The sequence below is a fragment of the Pseudonocardia halophobica genome, from assembly GCF_050948485.1.
Taxonomy (GTDB): domain Bacteria; phylum Actinomycetota; class Actinomycetes; order Mycobacteriales; family Pseudonocardiaceae; genus Pseudonocardia; species Pseudonocardia halophobica.
The window spans coordinates 5,407,939-5,426,896 of sequence record NZ_CP192046.1 but is presented as its reverse complement, the minus strand read 5'-3'; the positions used below and the strand labels follow the sequence as shown (position 1 = coordinate 5,426,896).

18 protein-coding genes and 1 pseudogene are annotated in these 18,958 nt (G+C 72.4%); 15 read left to right on the top strand and 4 right to left on the bottom strand.

Annotated elements, in window-relative coordinates; genetic code table 11:
- The first annotated feature begins 22 nt into the window (after positions 1–22).
- The 6 genes and pseudogenes from ACQP04_RS25735 to ACQP04_RS25710 form a co-directional block, all read left to right on the top strand.
- Positions 23–1,600 (top strand): class I adenylate-forming enzyme family protein, encoded by a 1,578-nt coding sequence (locus tag ACQP04_RS25735; RefSeq protein WP_433503138.1) that lies wholly within the window; start codon positions 23–25, stop codon positions 1,598–1,600.
- Positions 1,597–2,610: an NAD(P)H-dependent flavin oxidoreductase gene (locus tag ACQP04_RS25730; protein ID WP_433503137.1), complete on the top strand. Its 1,014-nt coding sequence runs from the start codon at positions 1,597–1,599 to the stop codon at positions 2,608–2,610. The genes ACQP04_RS25735 and ACQP04_RS25730 overlap by 4 nt, the downstream gene beginning before the upstream one ends.
- 8 nt (positions 2,611–2,618) lie before the next feature.
- Positions 2,619–3,785, top strand: a complete 1,167-nt coding sequence (locus ACQP04_RS25725) for an acyl-CoA dehydrogenase family protein (protein WP_433503136.1) — start codon at positions 2,619–2,621, stop codon at positions 3,783–3,785.
- 151 nt (positions 3,786–3,936) lie between these two features.
- Positions 3,937–4,203, top strand: coding sequence for an SDR family oxidoreductase (locus tag ACQP04_RS25720; protein ID WP_433503135.1), 267 nt, complete (start codon positions 3,937–3,939; stop codon positions 4,201–4,203).
- Positions 4,184–5,218 carry a TIGR03617 family F420-dependent LLM class oxidoreductase gene (locus ACQP04_RS25715; RefSeq protein WP_433503134.1) on the top strand — a complete coding sequence of 345 codons (1,035 nt, stop codon included), beginning with the start codon at positions 4,184–4,186 and terminating at the stop codon, positions 5,216–5,218. Before ACQP04_RS25720 ends, ACQP04_RS25715 begins: the two co-directional genes overlap by 20 nt.
- Positions 5,215–5,343 (top strand): annotated as a pseudogene (locus ACQP04_RS25710) (nuclear transport factor 2 family protein); the annotation flags it as partial. The gene ACQP04_RS25715 and the pseudogene ACQP04_RS25710, both read left to right, overlap by 4 nt.
- A gap of 120 nt (positions 5,344–5,463) precedes the next feature.
- Here the strand turns inward: ACQP04_RS25710 and ACQP04_RS25705 are convergent.
- The 4 genes from ACQP04_RS25705 to ACQP04_RS25690 form a co-directional block, all read right to left on the bottom strand.
- On the bottom strand, positions 5,464–5,895 hold the full coding sequence (locus ACQP04_RS25705; RefSeq protein ID WP_433503133.1) for a MaoC/PaaZ C-terminal domain-containing protein: 432 nt from the start codon (positions 5,893–5,895) through the stop codon (positions 5,464–5,466).
- Complete coding sequence (locus ACQP04_RS25700; protein ID WP_433503132.1) at positions 5,892–6,500, bottom strand: TetR/AcrR family transcriptional regulator; 609 nt, start codon at positions 6,498–6,500, stop codon at positions 5,892–5,894. The genes ACQP04_RS25705 and ACQP04_RS25700 overlap by 4 nt, the downstream gene beginning before the upstream one ends.
- A 90-nt stretch (positions 6,501–6,590) precedes the next feature.
- Positions 6,591–7,055 carry a MaoC family dehydratase gene (locus ACQP04_RS25695; RefSeq protein ID WP_433503131.1) on the bottom strand — a complete coding sequence of 155 codons (465 nt, stop codon included), beginning with the start codon at positions 7,053–7,055 and terminating at the stop codon, positions 6,591–6,593.
- A complete protein-coding gene (locus tag ACQP04_RS25690; protein WP_433503130.1) occupies positions 7,052–7,945 on the bottom strand; it encodes an HpcH/HpaI aldolase/citrate lyase family protein in 894 nt (297 codons plus the stop codon). The genes ACQP04_RS25695 and ACQP04_RS25690 overlap by 4 nt, the downstream gene beginning before the upstream one ends.
- A 267-nt stretch (positions 7,946–8,212) precedes the next feature.
- On the opposite strand from ACQP04_RS25690, the gene ACQP04_RS25685 reads away from it, so the two are divergent.
- From ACQP04_RS25685 to ACQP04_RS25645, 9 genes are all read left to right on the top strand, one after another.
- Positions 8,213–9,976, top strand: a complete 1,764-nt coding sequence (locus tag ACQP04_RS25685) for a biotin carboxylase N-terminal domain-containing protein (RefSeq protein WP_433503129.1) — start codon at positions 8,213–8,215, stop codon at positions 9,974–9,976.
- Between the two features lie 61 nt (positions 9,977–10,037).
- Positions 10,038–11,627, top strand: coding sequence for an acyl-CoA carboxylase subunit beta (locus ACQP04_RS25680; protein ID WP_433503128.1), 1,590 nt, complete (start codon positions 10,038–10,040; stop codon positions 11,625–11,627).
- A 64-nt stretch (positions 11,628–11,691) separates the two neighbouring features.
- The gene (locus tag ACQP04_RS25675; protein ID WP_433503127.1) at positions 11,692–12,597 is read left to right on the top strand and encodes a fumarylacetoacetate hydrolase family protein; all 906 of its coding nucleotides are present in this window, start codon (positions 11,692–11,694) and stop codon (positions 12,595–12,597) included.
- Positions 12,570–12,995, top strand: a complete 426-nt coding sequence (locus tag ACQP04_RS25670) for a cupin domain-containing protein (protein ID WP_433503126.1) — start codon at positions 12,570–12,572, stop codon at positions 12,993–12,995. Before ACQP04_RS25675 ends, ACQP04_RS25670 begins: the two co-directional genes overlap by 28 nt.
- 41 nt (positions 12,996–13,036) lie before the next feature.
- Entirely contained in the window at positions 13,037–14,359 is a 1,323-nt protein-coding gene (locus tag ACQP04_RS25665) for an MFS transporter (RefSeq protein ID WP_433503125.1), read from the top strand.
- 68 nt (positions 14,360–14,427) lie between these two features.
- Entirely contained in the window at positions 14,428–16,053 is a 1,626-nt protein-coding gene (locus ACQP04_RS25660) for a thiamine pyrophosphate-binding protein (RefSeq protein ID WP_433503124.1), read from the top strand.
- A 29-nt stretch (positions 16,054–16,082) separates the two neighbouring features.
- Positions 16,083–17,216: an ABC transporter substrate-binding protein gene (locus ACQP04_RS25655; protein WP_433503123.1), complete on the top strand. Its 1,134-nt coding sequence runs from the start codon at positions 16,083–16,085 to the stop codon at positions 17,214–17,216.
- 14 nt (positions 17,217–17,230) lie between these two features.
- The gene (locus tag ACQP04_RS25650; protein WP_433503122.1) at positions 17,231–18,085 is read left to right on the top strand and encodes an ABC transporter ATP-binding protein; all 855 of its coding nucleotides are present in this window, start codon (positions 17,231–17,233) and stop codon (positions 18,083–18,085) included.
- Between the two features lie 68 nt (positions 18,086–18,153).
- Entirely contained in the window at positions 18,154–18,930 is a 777-nt protein-coding gene (locus ACQP04_RS25645; RefSeq protein ID WP_433503121.1) for an ABC transporter permease, read from the top strand.
- The last annotated feature ends 28 nt before the right edge of the window (positions 18,931–18,958 follow it).

The following is an 18,958-nucleotide window of genomic DNA, read 5'->3' as shown; positions in this document are numbered from 1 at the left end:
GCCGCACAGAGAGCCGACGATCATGAACCTCAGCTGGTGGCTCGAACGCAGCTACTGGGAGCACCCCGACAAGGCCGCCGTGGTGGACGCGGACGGCACCACCGTGACCTACCGCGAGCTGCGGGCGCTGGCGAACCGGATCGGCAACGTCCTGTCCGACCTCGGGGTCGGCGAGGACGACGTGGTGGTGACGGCCATGCCGGACCACCACCTCCACGTCGCCACCCTGTACGGCACGTGGTCGATCGGCGCGGCGTTCAGCGGGCTGAACTACAAGCTCCAGCCTGCGAAGCCCGTGGGGGACGCCCGCCACTGCGGGGCCACGGTGGCGATCGTCGCGCCCGAGCACGCCGAACTGGGCCGACGGCTGGCGGCCGAGGCCGGGGTGCGGGTCGTCGGCACGACCGAGCTCGCGGAACTGGTGGCCGCGGCGTCGGACGAGCTGCGGATCGTGCCGCGCAACGCCGACGACGTCGCGGCCGTCAACTTCACCTCCGGCACCTCGGGGGTGTCGAAGGGCGTCACGTTCACCCACGGCACCCTGCAGAACTCGGCCTGGGGCGCGGTGTTCCTCGGCGGGGTCACCTCCGCCGCGCGCAACCTCTCGCTGGTCGGGATGTACCACTCGGGCGGCATCCACGACTCCGTCCGGATGGTCATGGCGGGCGGGACGATCCTGTGGAGCGACGGCTGGGACGTCGACCGCGTGGTGGACATCTTCCTGCGGCGCAGGCCGAACTGGATGTACTGGATCATCCCGACGATGGCACGGGATCTGATGCGCCACCCGCGCTGGCCAGAGATCGACCTGACCGGGCTGCGCACCTACGTGGCGGGCGAGCCCGTGCCTGCCGACGTGCGGGACGCGTTGGTGGGCAAGGGCGCGCAGGTCGGGAACATGTACGGGCTCACCGAGGCGATGCCGGTGTGCGTGCTCGGGCCGTCGCTGTACTACGGCGAGGAGACCGCCGTGCCGCTCGGTTCGTCCGGGCGGCCGAGCAAGGGCTTCTGCACGGCCGTCCTCAAGGACCCGGCGACCGGGGAGACGTTGCAGGACGACGACGTCGAGGGCGAGGTGTGCATCTCCGGGGACGTGGTGACGCCCGGCTACTTCCACGATCCGGCGCGCACCGCCGAGGCCTTCGACGCCGAGGGCTTCCTGCACACGCGCGACCGCGCCTACCGCGATCCGGACGGCTGGTGGTACATCCGCGGCCGCACGGACGACATCATCAAGCCGGGCGGCGAGAAGCTGTCCCTGCTGGAGGTCGACGCCGCCCTGCAAGCCCACCCGGACGTGCGGGACGCGGGCTGCGTCGGCGTGGCCCACGAGCGGTTCGGCGAGGTGCCGGCGGCGTTCGTGCAGGTGGAGCGGCCGATGACCGAGCCGGAGCTGCGGGACCTCCTCGACGCGCACTGCGTCGAGGTGCTGGAGCGCTGGAAGCGGCCGCGGCTGTACGTGCTGGTGGACGAGGTGCCGCGGACCCCGGCCAAGCGCAGCAAGATGGCCGCGGTGATGAAGGCCCGTCTCGACGGGGTCCTCGTGCGGGACGCGGACGGCGTGACGACACTCGGGGCGCTGCGGGTGGGCAGCCCGTGACGGCCCGTCTGAGCAGCCGGTTCGCCGATCTCCTCGGTATCGAGCACCCGGTCGTGCAGGAGGGGCTCGGCCCGTACAAGACCGTCCGGCTGGCGGCTGCGGTCTCGAACGCGGGCGGGCTCGGCACGGTGAGCATGCCGGGGATGACCGACCCGGACGGCCCGAGGGTGCTGCGCGGCTACATCGAGGAGGCGTGCGGCCTCACCGACCGGCCGTTCGCGGTGAACGTGCCGGTCGGCCGAGACTCCACCGGGAAGGTCCTGCCCTTCAGCGCGGCCTACGTCGGCGCCGTCGTGGAGGCGGTGCGGGACCCCGAGATCGCCCGCAGGCTCCGCATGATCACGACCTCGGCCGGCGCGCCCGGCGTGGTGCGGGACCTGGTCCGGGACTCGGGCCTGGTCCACGCGCACAAGGTCGGCGGCACCCGGCAGGCGGTCCGGGCCGCGGCCGACGGGGTCGACGTGATCGTGGCGTCCGGGTACGAGGCGGGCGGGCACACGCACGCCCGGCCGGTGCACACGATGGTGTTGGGGCCCACCGTGTGTCAGGCCGTCGACGTCCCGGTCGTGCTCGCGGGCGGGATCCGGGACGGCGCCGGGATGGCCGCGGCCCTGGCCCTCGGGGCGGACGCCGTCGCGCTCGGCACCCGGTTCGTGGCCAGTCACGACAACACCGACTGGCACCCCGCGTACGCGCAGCGGATCGTCGACACGGCCGAGGGGGCGGACGTCGTGTTCGCCGCGGTGTACGGGCCCTCGCGGGCGCTGGACACCCCGGCGCTCGCCGAGCTGGCCGCGCTCGAGGAGACCCTCGACGTCGACGCGCTGACGGCGTGGAAGGACGACCGGCTCATCCGCGGCCAGCGGGACGGCGAGATGGACGCCGGGATCCTCCCCGCGGGCAACGTCGCGGGTGCCATCGCGGACCTGGTCCACGTCGCCGAGTTCGTCCCCGCCCTGGTGGCGGACGCCGTGGCCGTCCTGGGCGCACTGAGCGCCCGCATCCGCTGAGGAGATCGATGCTGCTCGACCTGGACGACGACCGCCGCGCGTTCCGGGACTCCGTCCGGACGTGGGTCGACAAGCACTACCCGCCGGAGAAGGCCCTCGAGATCGAGCGGCGCGAGTACGAGTACCCCTTCGCGCTCTGGGACGACCTGACCGAGGCCGGCTTCCACGGCGTCGGCATCGCCGAGGAGTTCGGCGGCCAGGGCGGCGACGCGGTCGACACCGCGGTCCTCGCCCGCGAGCTCGCTCGCAGCCTCGGCGGCATGGCCTGGACCTGGGCCATCTCGTCCTTCGCCGGCTCGAAGGCGGTGGCGCACGGCGGCAGCGTCGAGCAACAGCGGGAGTACCTGCCGCGGATCGCGGGCGGCGAGATCCGGTTCTCGATCGCCGTGACCGAGCCCGGCGGCGGGACGGACCTGTTGGGCGCCATGACGACCCGGGCGCGCAAGGTCCCCGGCGGCTGGCGGGTCAGCGGCCAGAAGATGTGGTCGACGGGCGCCAAGCAGGCCACCTACCTGCTGTTGCTCGCCCGCAGCGCCGAGCCGGACCCGGCGACGCGCCGGTCCCCGACCGTCCTGCTGATGGTGCCCACCGACTCCCCGGGCATCGAGATGCGCTACATCCCGAAGCTCGGCATGCGGGCGATCGGGTCCTGCGAGGTCTTCCTCGACGACGTCTTCGTCCCCGACGCGCAGCTGCTGGGGGAGGAAGGTCGAGGCTTCCGCGTGCTGCTCGCCTCACTGAACAACGAGCGGATCCTCAGCGGCGCCCTGGCGCTGGGCATGATCGACGGCATCCTGGAGGAGTCCGTCTCGTACGCCCGGACCCGCACGACGTTCGGCCGCGTGATCGGCGGGCACCAGATCATCCAGCACTACATCGCGGACACCGCGCTGGCGCAGAAGCAGTGCGAGCTGCTGGTGTTGGACGCCGCCCACCGGGAGGCCGCCGGCCGCGACTGCCACCGGGAGGCCAACGTGGTGAAGGTCGTGACCTCGGAGCACGCCGTCGCCGCGGCCGACCGCGGGATTCAGGTGCTCGGCGGCATGGGGATCTCCGCCGAGACGCACGCCCAGCGCTTCTGGCGGGACCTGCGCCAGTTCCGCATCGCACCGATCAGCAACGAGATGGTGCGCAACAACCTGGCCGAGTCCTTCGGGCTGCCCCGTTCCTACTGACGCAGAAGGCCACCATGTCGACCGCCAGCAGCAGTACCGCGCCGCCCGCGACCTGCTGCAGGACCTGTCCGCCGACTGCGCGAAGGCTGTCGCGGAGTTCGCGTGGCCGGACTTCGGCGACCGCTTCGACTGGGCGATCGACTGGTTCGACATGACCTTCCTCGCTGTGGAGCTGGCCCCGCTCGGCGTGCGCGCCAACACCGTGTCGGCCTCCACTTCAAACACTGAGGCGCTCCGCTCGGTGCTGACCCATGAGGAGGCCGAGGAACGTCTCGCCCGCGCCGCCGCGCTCAACTCGAGCGGCCGCCGCGTCGAGATCGACGAGGTCGTCGACGCCGTCGAGTTCGTCTGCTCGGACCGGGCGACGATGATGCAGGGCCAACGCCTCACCATGGACGGTGGTTTCCATCTGCGCTGAGCTCGCCGTCGACGTGCTGGTCGACGCCACGATGCAACCGCGCGCCGTGCGCATGCTGGAGGACGCGGGCTGCGCCGGCGTGTGGACGACCGAGACTGTGCGCGACCCGTTCCTCACCCTTGCCTCGTACGCCGCGGCCACCGAGCGGGCCCGGCTCGCCACCGGTGTGGCCATCGCGTTCGCGCGCAGCCCCATGACGCTGGCTCTCTCCGCACACGACCTGCAGCGGATCACCGCGGGACGGTTCGTCCTCGGACTGGGGTCGCAAGTCAGACCGCACATCGAGCGCCGCTTCTCGATGCCGTGGAGCGAGCCCACCGCCCGCATGCGCGAGTACGTCCTGGCCCTACGCGCGATCTGGGCGTGCTGGAACGCCGGCGAGCGGCTCGACTTCACCGGCCGCTTCTATCGCCACACCCTAATGACCCCTTTCTTCGACCCCGGCCCGACGGGGTTCGACGCCCCGCCCATCGTGCTGGGCGGGGTCGGGGTGCGCATGACCGCGGTCGCGGGGGAGGTGGCCGACGGGTTCCTCTGCGCCCCGTTGACCAGCCCAAGGAGCCTGACCGAGTACACGGTTCCCGCCCTGGGCCGGACCACCGCATGGTTCACGGTGACCGCCACCCCCTTCGTCGTCACCGGGGAGGACGCCGCCGCGAGGGCTCGGGTCGAGCTGGCGACGCGACGGCGCATCGCCTTCTACGCCTCGACGCCCGCCTACCGCACGATCCTGGACCTCCACGGCTGGGGCGCTCGCGGCGCTGAGCTGACTCGACTCTCCCGCGAGGGAGAGTGGGAGGCGATGGCCGGGCTCGTCGACGACGAGATGCTGCACGCCTTCGCCGTGGTCGCGGAGCCGGACGCGCTCGGCGCCGCGGTCCGCGCACGCTGGGCGGGGGCCGTCGACCGGGTGGCGCTGTTCCTGGCGGCCGACCCGGGCCCCGAGGCCACCGCCGAGATCGTCCGGGCCGTGCGTCGGAACCCCTCGACACCGACCGGAGAGGACCGACCATGACCGCGGTGCCCGACGCAGCGCGCGACGCCGGCACCGACCTGGCCGTCGCCGCCGTCAAGGCCCGCTACTTCCGCTTCATGGACCTCAAGCGGTGGGCGGACATGCGTGCCCTGTTCACCGACGACGCGTTGACCTGGCGAGCTGAATCTCGGCCTGGTGCCCGCTCGACACTGTCGACGCCGAGGTGGTCGACTCCGCCGCTCCGGCGAGGAGGTCACGCCACCTCCGACGGTCGGACTTCGGCGCTACTGCCTGGCAGAATCGACGAGTACGACGTTCAGGAAAGTCATCACGGTTTCTGCTCTCTGGTTGCGCACCGTATAGGAGAGCTCGACCACGGACTGCTCGGGATCCTTGGCTGGCCGCTCGCCTGCGATGGAGACGACAGCATGGATGGTGTCCCCGATGAAGACAGGGGCGACGGCCCGGAGATCCCGCAGGCCCAGCCAGGCCCGGGTTAGCACCGGGTCGATCACCGGGGTGCGCGTGCTCAGCCCGATGGCCAGGGCCATCGTCAGGGGACCGTGCACGAGCCGTTCGCCGAAGGACGACTCGCGGGCATGCTCAGCGCTCATGTGGATCGGGAGCCAGTCACCCGTCAGGTTCGCCCACGAGACGACGTGCGTCTCGGTGACCGTGAGCTCCGCCGTCCTGACCTCCACCGCCGCTGCGCTCACGCGGTCGGCGTCTGGCGGGTCGGGACGTAGAGGTCCAAAAGCCCCTCGGTGATGTCGTCGAGCGAGAGCTCGCCGCCCGGCCGGTACCAGGAGGCGACGTGGCTCGAGAGCGCGACGGCGGCGTAGGTCGCGAGCTTCACGTCCCGGTCGCGCGCGCCCGGATGGGCGTCGAGGGCCGCGCGCACGTGCCGCTCGAGGTCGCCCTGGTAGGTGTCGCGCAGCTCCACGATAGCCCGCCTGTGCAGCGGGTCGAGCGCCCGGAGCTCGGTGTTGCCCACGAAGGCCGCGCGCTGGTGGTGCGCGTGGAACCGGATCCCTGTGGCCAGATAGGCGCGCAGCCGCTCGCGCGGATCGCCGACGCCCTCCGCCGCGCTGGCGCTCTGCTCGATCAGCGTGGACATCACTGACCGCATGATGTTGAAGAGCAGCTCCTCCTTACTGCGGATGTGGTTGTAGAGGCTGCCGACCTTGATGCCGACGACGTCGGCGATCTGGCGGAGGGAGGTCGCCTCGAAACCCTTCTCGTAGAACAGGTCCACCGCCGCGTCGTAGATCGCCTCGGCCGTGGGAGAGGTCAGCCGGCTGTTGCCGGCCGTGAAGGCCATCGCGGACACGGTGCACTCCCTCCTGACGAGGTGGTCAGTCTCTCACGAGCGCCGCGGGGGCCGCCGCCGGCGGACACCGGCGGCGGCCCGTCAGGCCGCCGTCGCGTCACGCCGCGCGAAGAGCGCAGCCCGGCGGCACCGGCAGACGAGCACGTCGTCCTGGTTGTAGGCCTCGTGCTGGACGCGGACGATGCCCGCGTCCGGCCTGCTCCGCGACACGCGCTTCTCCACGGCGCAGGTCTCGACCCGCAGCGTGTCGCCGACGAACACGGGCGCGGGGAAGGTGGTCTCCTCGAACGCCAGGTTGCCCAGCGTCGTGCCGAGCGTGGTCTCGGTGACGGGGATCCCGACCACGAGCCCCAGGGTGAAGATGCTGTTGACGATCGGCCGCCCGTAGAAGGACGCCTTGCCGAACTCGGCGTCGAGGTGCAGCGGCTGGGTGTTCATCGTCAATGTGGTGACGAGGAGGTTGTCGGCCTCGGTCACCGTCCGGCGCAGCGCGTGCCGGATGACCTCGCCCGGCTCCCAGTCCTCGAAGTACAGGCCCGTCATCATGATGCTCCGTTCTGTCGTGCGGCCAGGTGCAGGTGCTCGCGGGCGGTGCGCGCGTGCGCGATGTCGATGTGTTCGCCCTCGAAGTTCAGCGCGGCGTCGCCGCGGGCCTCGGCGGCCTCGAAGGCGGTGACGAGCCGCTCGAGGCGGGCGACCTCGTCGGGCCGGAACCCGTAGACCTCGTTGACCGTTGCGACGTGCGACGGGTGCAGGACGAGCTGCCCCGCGAACCCCAGGCCGCGGTTCTGGCGGGCGTACGCGGCGAGGCCCGCCGTGTCGCGCAGGTCCTGCCAGACCCCGACGAGGGGGTGCCGGAGCCCGTGGGCCCGGCACGCCAGGACCGCCCTGCTCCGCAGGTAGAGGGTCTCGAGCCCGTCCGGGGTCCAGGTGAAGCCCAGGTCGCGTTCGATGTCCGCGCCCTCCGCGGCCGCCGCCTGCAGGGCCGCGACCCGGGGCGAGGCGATGGCGAGCTCGTCGCAGTGGAGGACGGAGGCCGCGGTCTCCAGCGACGGGATCAGCTCGACTGTGCCGCGGGGGAGGCCGGCGTCGATCTCCGCGGCCGTCACCAGCGCGTCGAAGGCGACGACGTCCCGCGCGGTGCGGACCATCGGCAGGAGCAGCGCGTGCGCGCCGCCCGCGACCGCGGCCCGCACGTCCCGCGCGTGGTGGTCACTCTCCAGCCCGTTGGGGCGCACCAGCACCCCGAGGTCCGGATGGAGAGCGCGGAGCCGATCCACCGCCTCCGCTGTGTGGTCCCGCGCCTCCGCCTTGCGGTCCTCGGGAACGGCGTCCTCCAGGTCCAGGAGCACGGCGTCCGTGCCGGAGGCCGCAGCCTTCTCGGGCCAGCCCACCTTGTGTCCGGGAACGAACAGAATGGATCTGTAGGGCTTCATCCCGTGAGGCACTGCGGCACTTTGCTCCGCAATTCTTTCATGATTGATTTCCTTTCATGGAAGCGCGGCATCCGATCATGCAGGGAGATCGCCTGCTCGGGCGGGATAACTGCCGCTCGCTCAGCATACGAACGTGCGCTCGTACGTCAAGCTCGGAACACGGACTTGACCGAACGGTGACCCGTTTTCTAGCATACGAACGCACGCTAGTTAGCCCGCGACCGGGCAGGCTGCGACAGCGTCGTTCGAGGGTCAGGAGTGAGGCGAGTGTTCGAGAAGGTGCTGGTCGCGAACCGGGGTGAGATCGCAGTGCGGGTGCTGCGCGCCTGCCAGGACCTCGGGATCGCGACTGTGGTGGTGCACTCCCTCGCCGACGCCGACTCCCTCGCGGTGCGGATCGCCGACGAGGCGGTGCTCCTCGACGGGAACAGCGCGGCCGAGACCTACCTCGACGTCGCAAAGATCCTCGACGCCGTCCGCCGGACCGGTGCCCAGGCGGTGCATCCCGGGTACGGCTTCCTGTCCGAGAACGCCGCGCTCGCCGACGCGCTCGCCGAGGCCGGCTGCGCCTTCGTCGGGCCCGGCGCCGCGGCGATCGAGGGGATGGGCAGCAAGATCGGCGCACGGAAGATCGCGGCGGCGGCCGGGGTGCCGACCGTCCCGGGCGACACCGACGCCGTCGGCGAGCCCGACGAGGTCCGGCGGTTCGCTGAGGAGTACGGCTACCCGGTGGCCATCAAGGCGTCCTACGGCGGCGGCGGCCGCGGCATGCGGGTGGTGCGCGGGCCGGACGAGGTCGCGCCCGGGCTCGAGGCCGCGCAACGCGAGGCGCAGGCGTACTTCGGCCGCCCGGAGGTCTACCTCGAGCGCTACCTGGAACACCCCCGGCACGTGGAGGTCCAGATCCTCGCGGACCGCTTCGGGTCCGTCGTCTGGGTCGGCGACCGCGACTGCTCGGTCCAGCGCCGGCACCAGAAGGTCATCGAAGAGGCGCCCGCCTCCGTGCTGGACGCCGACCTGCGGCGCCGGATGGGCGAGGCGGCCGTCGCCATCGCCCGCGAGGTCGACTACGTCAACGCGGGCACGATCGAGTTCCTGGTCGAAGACGGCGCCTTCTACTTCCTCGAGATGAACACGCGCCTGCAGGTGGAGCACCCGGTCACCGAGCTCGTGTCCGGCGTCGACCTGGTGCGCGAGCAGCTGCGCATCGCCGCGGGGCACCCCCTGTCGTTCGGCCAGGCCGACCTGGTCGGGTGCGGGCACGCCATCGAGATTCGGGTCAACGCCGAGGACCCCACCGGCGGGGCGTGGACCCCGTCGCCCGGCTCGCTCGCGCTCGTCCGGCCGCCGGGCGGGTTCGGGGTGCGCTGGGACTCGGGCTACGAGAGCGGCGACGCGGTCTCGGGGCACTACGACGGGCTGATCGCCAAGCTCGTGGTCTGGGGCCCGGACCGGGACGCCGCCCTCGCCCGGGCCCGCCGCGCGGTGCGCGAGACACAAGTGGTGGGCGTCGCCACGTCCCTGCCCGCCCAGGCGCTGATCCTCGAGCACCCGGACTTCGTCGCGAACCGGCACGACACGCGCTGGCTCGAGGACCGGCTCGACCTGCCCGGCCTGCTCCCGGCGCCGTCCGCGGAGACCGTGCCGGAGGAGCCGGAGCCGGACCGGTCCGTGGTCACCGTGTCGAGGCGGAGGTTCTGGATCCCCCGCCCGGTCGAAGCCCTCACACAGGTCGGGACCCCCGCCGGTCCGCCTGCCGCACTCACCGGGCGGCAGGCCCGGTCCGCCGCGACCGCGGCCGGCGACGGCGTGGTGCGCTCGCCCATGCAGGGCACCGTGGTCCAGCTCCTCGTCGCGGTCGGGCAGGAGGTCGTGCCGAGCGACGTGGTCGCGGTCGTCGAGGCGATGAAGATGGAGAACTCCGTCGCGGCCGGGGTCCACGGGGTCGTGCGCGAGATCGGTGCCGCGGTGGGGGCGTCCGTCCCCGCGGGCGAGGCGCTGGCCGTCATCGAACCGGCGGACCGGGCGTGAGGGGCACGGCGAGCGTGCGCCGCCCGGCCGCCGACACCACACACCAGGACGGAGCGAGAGCATGACCGGGACCATCACCGGCGACCAGGACCTGACCGGCGAGGTCGCCGCGCCGCGCGTGCGGCCGGACGTCCATGAGGAGCTGCGCGCCCGGCTCGACGCCGCGCGGCGCGGGGGTCCGCAGCGCAACCGGGACAAGCACGTCGCCGCGGGCAAGCTGCTCGTCCGCGACCGCCTCCGGCTGCTGCTCGACGACGAGGAGGTCATCGAGGACGGCCTGCTGGCCCGCCACCTCGAGGACCTGCCGGGCGACGGCGTGGTCACGTGCGTCGGGCGGGTCGACGGCCGCCGGGTGTGCGTGATCGCCAACGACTACACCGTCAAGGCGGGCGCCTGGGGCAAGCGGACCTTCGAGAAGATGACGGCGATGCAGACGCTCGCCGACGAGCTCGGGCTGCCGCTGGTCTACCTCGTCGACGCAGCGGGCGCCCGGATCGACGAGCAGTTCGAGAGCTACGCGGGCCGCCGGGCGTGGGGCAACATCTTCTACAACCAGGTGCAGATCTCCGGGCGCGTCCCGCAGATCTGCGCCCTCTTCGGGCCCTCGCCCGCCGGCGCGGCGTACGTGCCCGCCCTGTGCGACGTCACGATCATGGTCCGGGGCACCGCCACCGCCTACATCGGCTCGCCCCGGGTGGCCGAGATGGTTACGGGCGAGAAGGTCACGCTGGAGGAGATGGGCGGCGCCGACCTGCACAGCCGGATGTCGGGGCTGAGCGACCTGCTCGCCGAGGACGAGGCCGAGGCCATCGCCGCGGTCCGGCTGTACCTGTCCTACCTCCCGTCGTCCTGGCAAGAGCAACCGCCCGAGACCGAGGGCTGGGACGCGCTGCCCGTCGAGGACCCGCGCGCGATCGTGCCGGACGAGGAGGCGAAGCCCTACGACGTGCACGAGCTGATCGACGCCGTCGTCGACGCCAACACCTTCTTCGAGCACAAGGAGCTCTTTGCGCCCGAGTTGGTCACGGGCTTCGCGCGGCTCGGCGGTGCGCCGGTCGGGATCGTGGCCAACCAGTCCAGCATCAAGGCGGGCGTGCTGTTCAGCGACTCGTCGGACAAGGCCGCGCGCTTCGTGTGGATGTGCAACGCCTTCAACGTCCCGCTGTTGTTCCTGGTCGACGTGCCCGGCTACATGCTGGGCACGGTCGCGGAGAAGGAGGGGATCATCCGACACGGAGCCAAGATGCTCTTCGCCGTGGCCGAGTCCCGCGTCCCCCGCATCGCGGTGCTGGTGCGGAAGGCCTACGGCGGCGGCTACCTCGGCATGTCCGGCAGTCCGATGAACCCTGACGCCGTGCTGGCCCTCCCCACGGCGCGACCCGCCCTGCTCGGGCCCGAGGCGGCCATCAACGGGGTGCACTTCAACCGGGTGATGGCGATCGAGGACCCCGCGGAACGGGAGCGGTACGTCGCCCGGCTGCGCGCGGAGTACGAGGAGAAGATCGACGTCTTCCAGATCGCGAACGAGAACGCCGTCGAGGCCGTCGTCCCGGTGGAGGACCTCCGCCGGGAGCTGATCGCCCGCTTCGCGCTGTACCGCGGGCGCCGCAAGCGCCCGCTCGAGCGCCGCAACGGCGTCTACCCCGTCTGACCCGCACCGGAGGAGTGATCGTGCACCTCAGGACGTTCCCGGCACGAGCCGGGAGGCGCGCGCGATGAGGCTGGCGACCCTGTCCACGCCGGCGGGTACGACCGCGGCCCGCCTCGGGTCGGACGGCCCGGTCGGGCTGGGCGCCCCCGACGTCGGCGCACTGCTGACCGACCCGGCCTGGCGCGACCGGGCCGCGGCCGGCGGGCCCCTGCTGCCCGCCGACGCCCGCCCGGTCCCGGTCGTCCCGCGGCCCGGAAAGATCGTGTGCGTCGGGCTGAACTACCGGGCGCACCTGCTCGAGATGGGACGCGAGCTTCCCGCGCACCCCACCCTCTTCGCGAAGTTTCCCGAGGCGCTGCTCGGACCGTGCGACCCGCTCGTGCTCGACGGTGCGTCGGCCGCGGTCGACTGGGAGGCGGAGCTGGCCGTGGTGGTCGGGAGCAGGCTGCGGCACGCCTCGGCCGCCGACGCCGAGGCGGCGATCGCGGGGTTCTCGCTGATCAACGACGTCACGATGCGCGACTGGCAGTACCGCACGTCGCAGTGGCTGCAGGGCAAGACCTTCGAGGCGTCCGCCCCCTTCGGCCCCTGCCTGGTGACGCCGGACGAGCTCCCCGGGGGCTGCCGGCCGTCGCTCACCCTGCGATGCGCGGTGAACGACCGGGTGGTGCAGGAGGCCGACACCGCCGACCTGCTCTTCGGCCCGGTCGACCTGCTCGTCTACCTGAGCGGCGTCCTCACGCTGAACCCCGGCGACGTCGTCTGCACGGGCACACCCGACGGCGTCGGGCACGCCCGGCGCCCACCGGAACACCTCCGGCCGGGCGATGTCCTGGTCACCGAGTCGCCGGAGCTCGGCCGACTCGTCACACCGGTCGTCCGGGCCGCCGCGGCGGGACCGCGGACGGCCCCCCACATCGAGAGCGATCGAGGAGAGCACACATGGCAGAGCACGACGTCCCGGTCGTGACCCGACAGGGGAACGAGCACACCGGCACCGGGCAGTCCGGCGGGGCCGTGCGGGTCTCGGGCGTCGGGCCCCAGCACACCCCGGCGACCCGCCTCTGGTTCGGCAGGGTCAGCAACGAGCCGGGCTACCGCTCGCTGCCGCACCACCACGGCGAGGCGGAGACCGGCGGCTACGTGCTGCAGGGCCGCGGCCGCATCTACTTCGGGACCGACTATGCGCAGTACGAGGACCTGGAGGAAGGCGACTTCGTGTTCGTCCCGCCGCACATGCCGCACGTCGAGGCCAACATGAGCGTCACCGAGGACCTCGTCTGGCTGACCACCCGGACCCCCGACAACATCGTCGTGAACCTCGACGACGTCGACGACACCGTCCTCGAGGGCTACCGGCGGGCCTGAACGCCCGCATTCCATCCCCTTCTCCGACGAGGGAGACATCGATGTCCGAGACCGTCGTGCCGCCGGGCGTCCGGCGGCGACACGCTCACGACCGACAAGACGGTCGCGTGCGGGCGCTCCTGACCGCTTGTGTGGGCAACACCCTGGAGTGGTTCGACTGGCTGGTTTACGCCCAGTTCGCCGCCCTCCTGGCGACCCGCTTCTTCCCCGCGGACAGCGGCTCCGCCGCGCTGCTGGGCACGCTCGCGATCTTCGGGGTCGGCTTCTTCTTCCGCCCGCTCGGCGGCATCGTCCTGGCCGCGCTCGCCGACCGGCGGGGACGGCGCACGGGCCTGGTCGTGTCGATGTCGATGATGGCGGCGGGGGCACTGATCATCGGCCTCGCGCCGAGCTACGGCACGGTCGGGCTGCTCGCCCCGCTGCTGCTCGTGCTGGCCCGGGCCCTGCAGGGCATGTCGACCGGCGGGGAGTACGCAGGCGCGGCCACCTACCTGGCGGAGTACGCGCCGCCGGGTCGGCGCGGGCGGTACGGCAGCCTGTTCTACGTCTCGTCCAGTCTCGGCGCACTCGCGGCGATCGGGGTGTCGCTCCTGCTGGCCGCGGTGCTGACCACGGAGCAGCTGAACGCGTGGGGGTGGCGCCTGCCGTTCCTGCTGGGCGGTCTGCTCGGGGTCGTCGCGCTGGTCATGCGGCGGCGGATGGGGGAGACGCAGGCGTTCACCGAGGCACGCGAGCGGCGGGTTGCCGCGGCCGCCCCGCCTTCGGGGGCGCGGGTCCTGGTCCGCGAGCACAAGGCGGACCTGCTCCGGATCGTCGTGATCGCCGGCGCCACCGGGGTCTGGTACTACACGTTCGCCTCCTACCTGCCGGTCTACCTACAGGGACGCGGGCTCCCCGCCGGGCAGGCCCTTGCCGCCGGGGCCGTCGCGCTCGTGCTGATGACGGTGGCGCTGCCGGCCGTCGGGATCCTGTCGGACCGGATCGGGCGACGGCCCCTGCTGCTCGCCTTCTCCGTGGTCGCGACGCTGGGCGCGGTGCCGCTCTTCGCCTGGCTGGAGCCTACCTTCGGCTCCCAGATCCTGGTCCAGACCGTCGCGCTGCTCGGCTTCGGGCTCTATGCGGCGATCGGCCCGGTCGTGATGGCCGAGCAGTTCCCCACCGAGGTCCGGGCGCTGGGCGCCGGCCTGCCCTACGGGCTCGGGCTGGCGCTGTTCGGCGGCACGGCGCCCCTGCTCATCGAGTGGCTCGCCGACATCGGGGCCGGCCCGGTCTTCCCGTGGTACCTGGCGGGGCTGGCCGCACTCATGCTCGTCGCCACGCTGACCCTGCGGGATCGTCCCACCGAGGACCTCCGCCGGGTCTGACGAGAACGGCCCACCATCCCTCCCGGTCCTCGCCGGGAGCCCACCTGACGAGAAGGACGGTCGACGACGTGTTCGGTTACGAGATCCTGGCGCGCGAACTGAAGGAGTGGGGGACCGACACCCTGTTCTTCCTCATGGGCGGTCCGATGATCGACGCGGAGAACGCGTGCGAGGACATCGGGATCCGCATGGTCGACGTGCGGCACGAACAGGCCGCGGTGATGATGGCCAACGCCCACACGAGGATCACCGGACGGCCGTCCGTCGCCATGGCCTGTTCGGGGCCCGGCATGATGAACATGGTCACCGGCATCGCCCACGCCTGGTCGGACGGGGCTCCCATCGTCGTGATCGGCGGCGCCTCCGAGCTGTCCCGCGAGGGCACGATGCCCTTCCAGGAGACCGACCAGCTCGCGGTCGTCCGGCCGATCACCAAGCTGGCAATCCGCTGCACCGAACCCACGCTCATCCCCGACGTGATCGCCCGTGCGTTCCGGACCGCGGTGAGCGACAGCCCGGGGCCGGTCTACGTCGACCTCCCCGGGGACGTGCTCTACGCGGAGGTCGCCGAGGCGGGCGTACCATCCCGCGCCACCGCGGTGGGCCCGATGCGGACCTCGGCGGACCCCGACGCCGTCCGCCGGGCGGTGGACCTGCTCGCCGAGGCCGAGCGACCGATCGTCGTGAGCGGTTCGGGGGTGGTCTGGTCGGGTGCCTCCGACGCGCTCACCGAGTTCGTCGACACCTATCGGACCCCCTTCTACACCACCCCGATGGGACGCGGTGTGGTGTCGGAGAAGCACCCGCTGTCCCTCCCGGGCAGCCGCTCGGCGGCGCTGCGGGACTGCGACCTCGTCCTGCAGGTGGCCACCCGCCAGAACTACATCTTCAACTTCATGCAGCCGCCCAAGGTCAACGGGTCGGCGACGCTTCTGCAGATCGACGTCTCCGCCGCGCAGATCGGGGCGAACCGAGCGGCCGACGTAGGGCTGGTGGGCGACGCCCGCGCGGTGCTCCGGCAGCTGCTCGGCCACGCCGACGTGCTGCGGGCCGCGGCGGGCAGACACGACGACTGGATCCGGGCTCTGAGCGACCGGGACCGGCAGCGGCAGGAGGAGGTCCGGCGGTCCACGCAGGAGCTCCCCGAGACGCCCATCCACCCGCGCGTACTGTCCCAGGAGCTCGCGGACTGGCTGCCGGACGGCGCGATCCTCTCACTCGACGGCCACGAGATCCTGACCATGGGCCGCCAGTTCATCCCGCTGACCCGGCCGTACTCACTCAACAGCGGCGCGTACGGGACGATGGGCGTCGGCCTGCCGTTCGGCATCGGCGCCAAGGTCGCGCGCCCCGACAGCACCGTCGTCGTGCTCAGCGGGGACGGCTCGTTCGGCTTCAACGCCCTCGAGCTCGACACCGCCGTGCGCCACCGGATCCCCGTCATCTGCGTCATCTCGAACAACGGCGGCTGGACCGCGACCGACCGGCGCAAGGCGGGCAGCGATCTGGGGCACATGCCCTACGAGCGGATGTTCGAGTCGCTCGGCTGCCTCACCACGCGCGTCGAGACGATCGACCAGCTCCGCCCGGCCCTGGACAAGGCCCAGGCCTTCGACGGGCCCTCGCTCATCAACGTGATCACCGATCGCGGCGCGCGGGCGACCACGAGCACCTTCACCAAGTACGTCACCTGAGAACCGCCCACCCGAGCACGAGGAGTCGGATGTCAGCGCTGAAATCCGTCCCGTCCCGCGGTCCCGGTGCCGCCCGGCGGCGACCCGCCCGACGGCGCGGAAGGGCGACCGCGGTCGCCTTCCTCGCGGTCGGCCTCGCGACGGTCACGGCCTGTGCGGGCCCGTCCGGCGCGAGCCGCACCACGGCCGCCGAGTCGACACCGCCGGCCTGCGCCCCGCTGGCCCAACGCGAGCACGTCCGGATCGGGGTGGCCGAGGCCCTCTCCCTGGGCACACCGTTCCAGGCGGCGGGCGGCGGCTGGAACGACGAGCAGAACCTCGACGTCGAGATGGTGGTCTTCCCCTCGACCCAGGAGGCCGTCGCCCTCGTCGGCGTCGGACAGCTCGACGCCGCGATCGGCGGGATGTCGGCGAACCTGTTCTCCGCCATCGACAGCGGGGTCGACGTCCGGGTCGTGGGCGGGATGGGCGCGCTCGACGCCGCGAACCTGCCGTCCGGCCTGTTCGTCCGGTCCGACCTGGTCGAGGACGGCTCGGTCCGCAGCGTCGCGGACCTGAAGGGCCGCTCCGTGGCCTACTCGGGGACCACCGGGAGCCCGGCGTCCTGGTACGTCAGCCTGCTGCTGCAGCAGGGCGGGCTGGCCCTCGACGACGTCCGCGGCACCCGGCTGAGCTACCCCGACATGCCGACCGCCCTGCAGAACGGGCAGGTCGACGCCGCGTTCGTCTCCTCGCCGTTCGCCGCGCAGGTCGAGGAGCAGGGGCTCGGGCGGCGCGTCGGTGACCACTCCGTCATCGCCGGGCACACGAACGTCGGCATCGTGCTGGGGCCGAACCTGCTCGAGCAGCGGAGCGACGTCGGGTGCGCGCTGGTCCGCGCGAACATGCGGGCCGCCGCGCAGGAGCTGACCCCGGGCTACTCGACCCGCCAGGAGGTCGTCGACGCGTTCGTCACCTACGCGCACATGCCCGCGGACCTCGTCCGGTCGACCCCCGAGTACCTGTACAGCCCGACCCTCGACGTGCGGCCGGAGACCCTGCAGAGCATGCAGGAGATCTTCATCGCCGGGGGCAGCCTGGACCTCGCCGCGCCGCTGCCCTACGAGCGGGTCGTCGACGTCCCCTTCCACGACGCGGTCGTCGCGTCGATCCCGTCGACGTGAGCGAGCGAGGCGCCGTGACGAACGAGGGATTCGGAGCGGCCGCGCCCCTGACCGATCGCGCTCCGGTGGGCGCCGCGGACCGGCCCGCGGTCACCGTGTCGGGCGTGGGCAAGCACTACCCGACCGGTCGGGGCGCGGCCACGGTGGCGCTCGAGCAGGTCGACCTCACCATCGGCTCCGGGGAGTTCCTCAGCCTGCTGGGCCCCTCGGGCTGCGGCAAGTCGACGCTGCTGCGGCTGCTCGCGGGCCTGGAGGAGGCCACGAGCGGGCGGATCGGGTTCGACCTGGAGGCGGGCCGGTCCCCGGTGTCGGTCGTGTTCCAGGACTACAGCATCTTCCCGTGGAAGACCGTGGAGCAGAACGTCGCGTTCGGGCTGCGCATGACCGGCACCGACCGGCGGACCGCCTACGACACGGCCAGGAGCTGGCTGCGGAGGATGGACCTCGGCGGCTTCGAGAGGTCCTATCCCGGCCAGCTGTCCGGCGGGATGAAGAAGCGGGTGTCGCTGGCCCGGGCGCTCGCGGTCGACCCGGCGCTGCTGCTGCTCGACGAGCCGTTCGCGGCTCTCGACGCGCAGATGCGCCAGGTCCTGCAGGAGGACATGCTGCGGCTGTGGGAGGAGGACCGGCGGCGCACGGCGGTCATCGTCACCCACGACCTGGACGAGGCGCTGCTGCTGGGTGACCGGGTCGTCCTGATGAGCGCCCGGCCGGGCCGGGTCCGGCGCGTGTTCGACGTGCCGTTCGCGCGGCCGCGCTCGGCGGAGATCCGCTACCTCCCCGAGTTCGCGGCGCTGCGCCGCGAGATCTGGGCGGAGCTGCGGGCGGTCATGAGCGAGGGGCGCGCGGGGCAGGGGGGTGCGCGATGAGCCGGACCGGTACGGACACCGTGCCCCGGCCGGTGCCGGCCTCGCGCGCGCCGAGGAGCGGGGGGCCCGTGCCGCGGCTCGGGTGGGCCCTGGGGCTGGTCCCCGTGGTCGTGGTGCTCGGCGTGTGGGAGGCCCTCGGGGGGGCCGGCGTCGTCGACGTGCGCTTCTTCCCGACGCCGTCGTCGATCGCCGCCGCCGCGTGGGAGACGCTGGTCAGCGGGGAGTTCTGGACCCACCTCTCGGCCACCCTGGTCCGCGTGGCCTACGGCTACGTGCCGGGCGCGCTCGCGGGTGTCGTCGTCGGGCTGCTGCTCGGCACGGTGCCGGTGCTCGGCCGGTTGTTCCGGCCGTCGCTCACCGCCGCCTACACCGTGCCCAAGCTGGGAATCTTCCCCCTGCTGCTGCTCGTGTTCGGGCTCGGGGACCCCGCCAAGGTGGCGCTCGTGGCGCTGGCGGTGTTCCTGCTGGTCGTCATCGCGACCGTGGACGCCAGCCGCAACGTGAGCCGGGCCTACCTGGACGTCGGGGCGGTCTTCTCGGCCTCCTTCGCGCACCGGTTCGGCGAGATCGTGCTCCCCGCCTCGGCACCGGTGATCTTCACGAGCCTGCGGCTGGCGATGGGGCAGTCGATCCTGGTGGTGATCGCCACGGAGATGGTCAACGGGACCGACGGGATCGGGTACCTGATCTGGCACTCCTGGAGCGTGTTCCAGCCCGCGTCGATGTTCGTCGGCATCGTGGCGTCGGCGCTGCTGGGGGCGGTCCTCATCGCGTTCATCGGCGGCCTGGAGCGGTGGTGCCTGCCCTGGGCGAGCCGGCGGAGGGGAGGCCGGGTGGTGCTCTGAGCCCCGTTCGACACCCGTCCCCACGCAC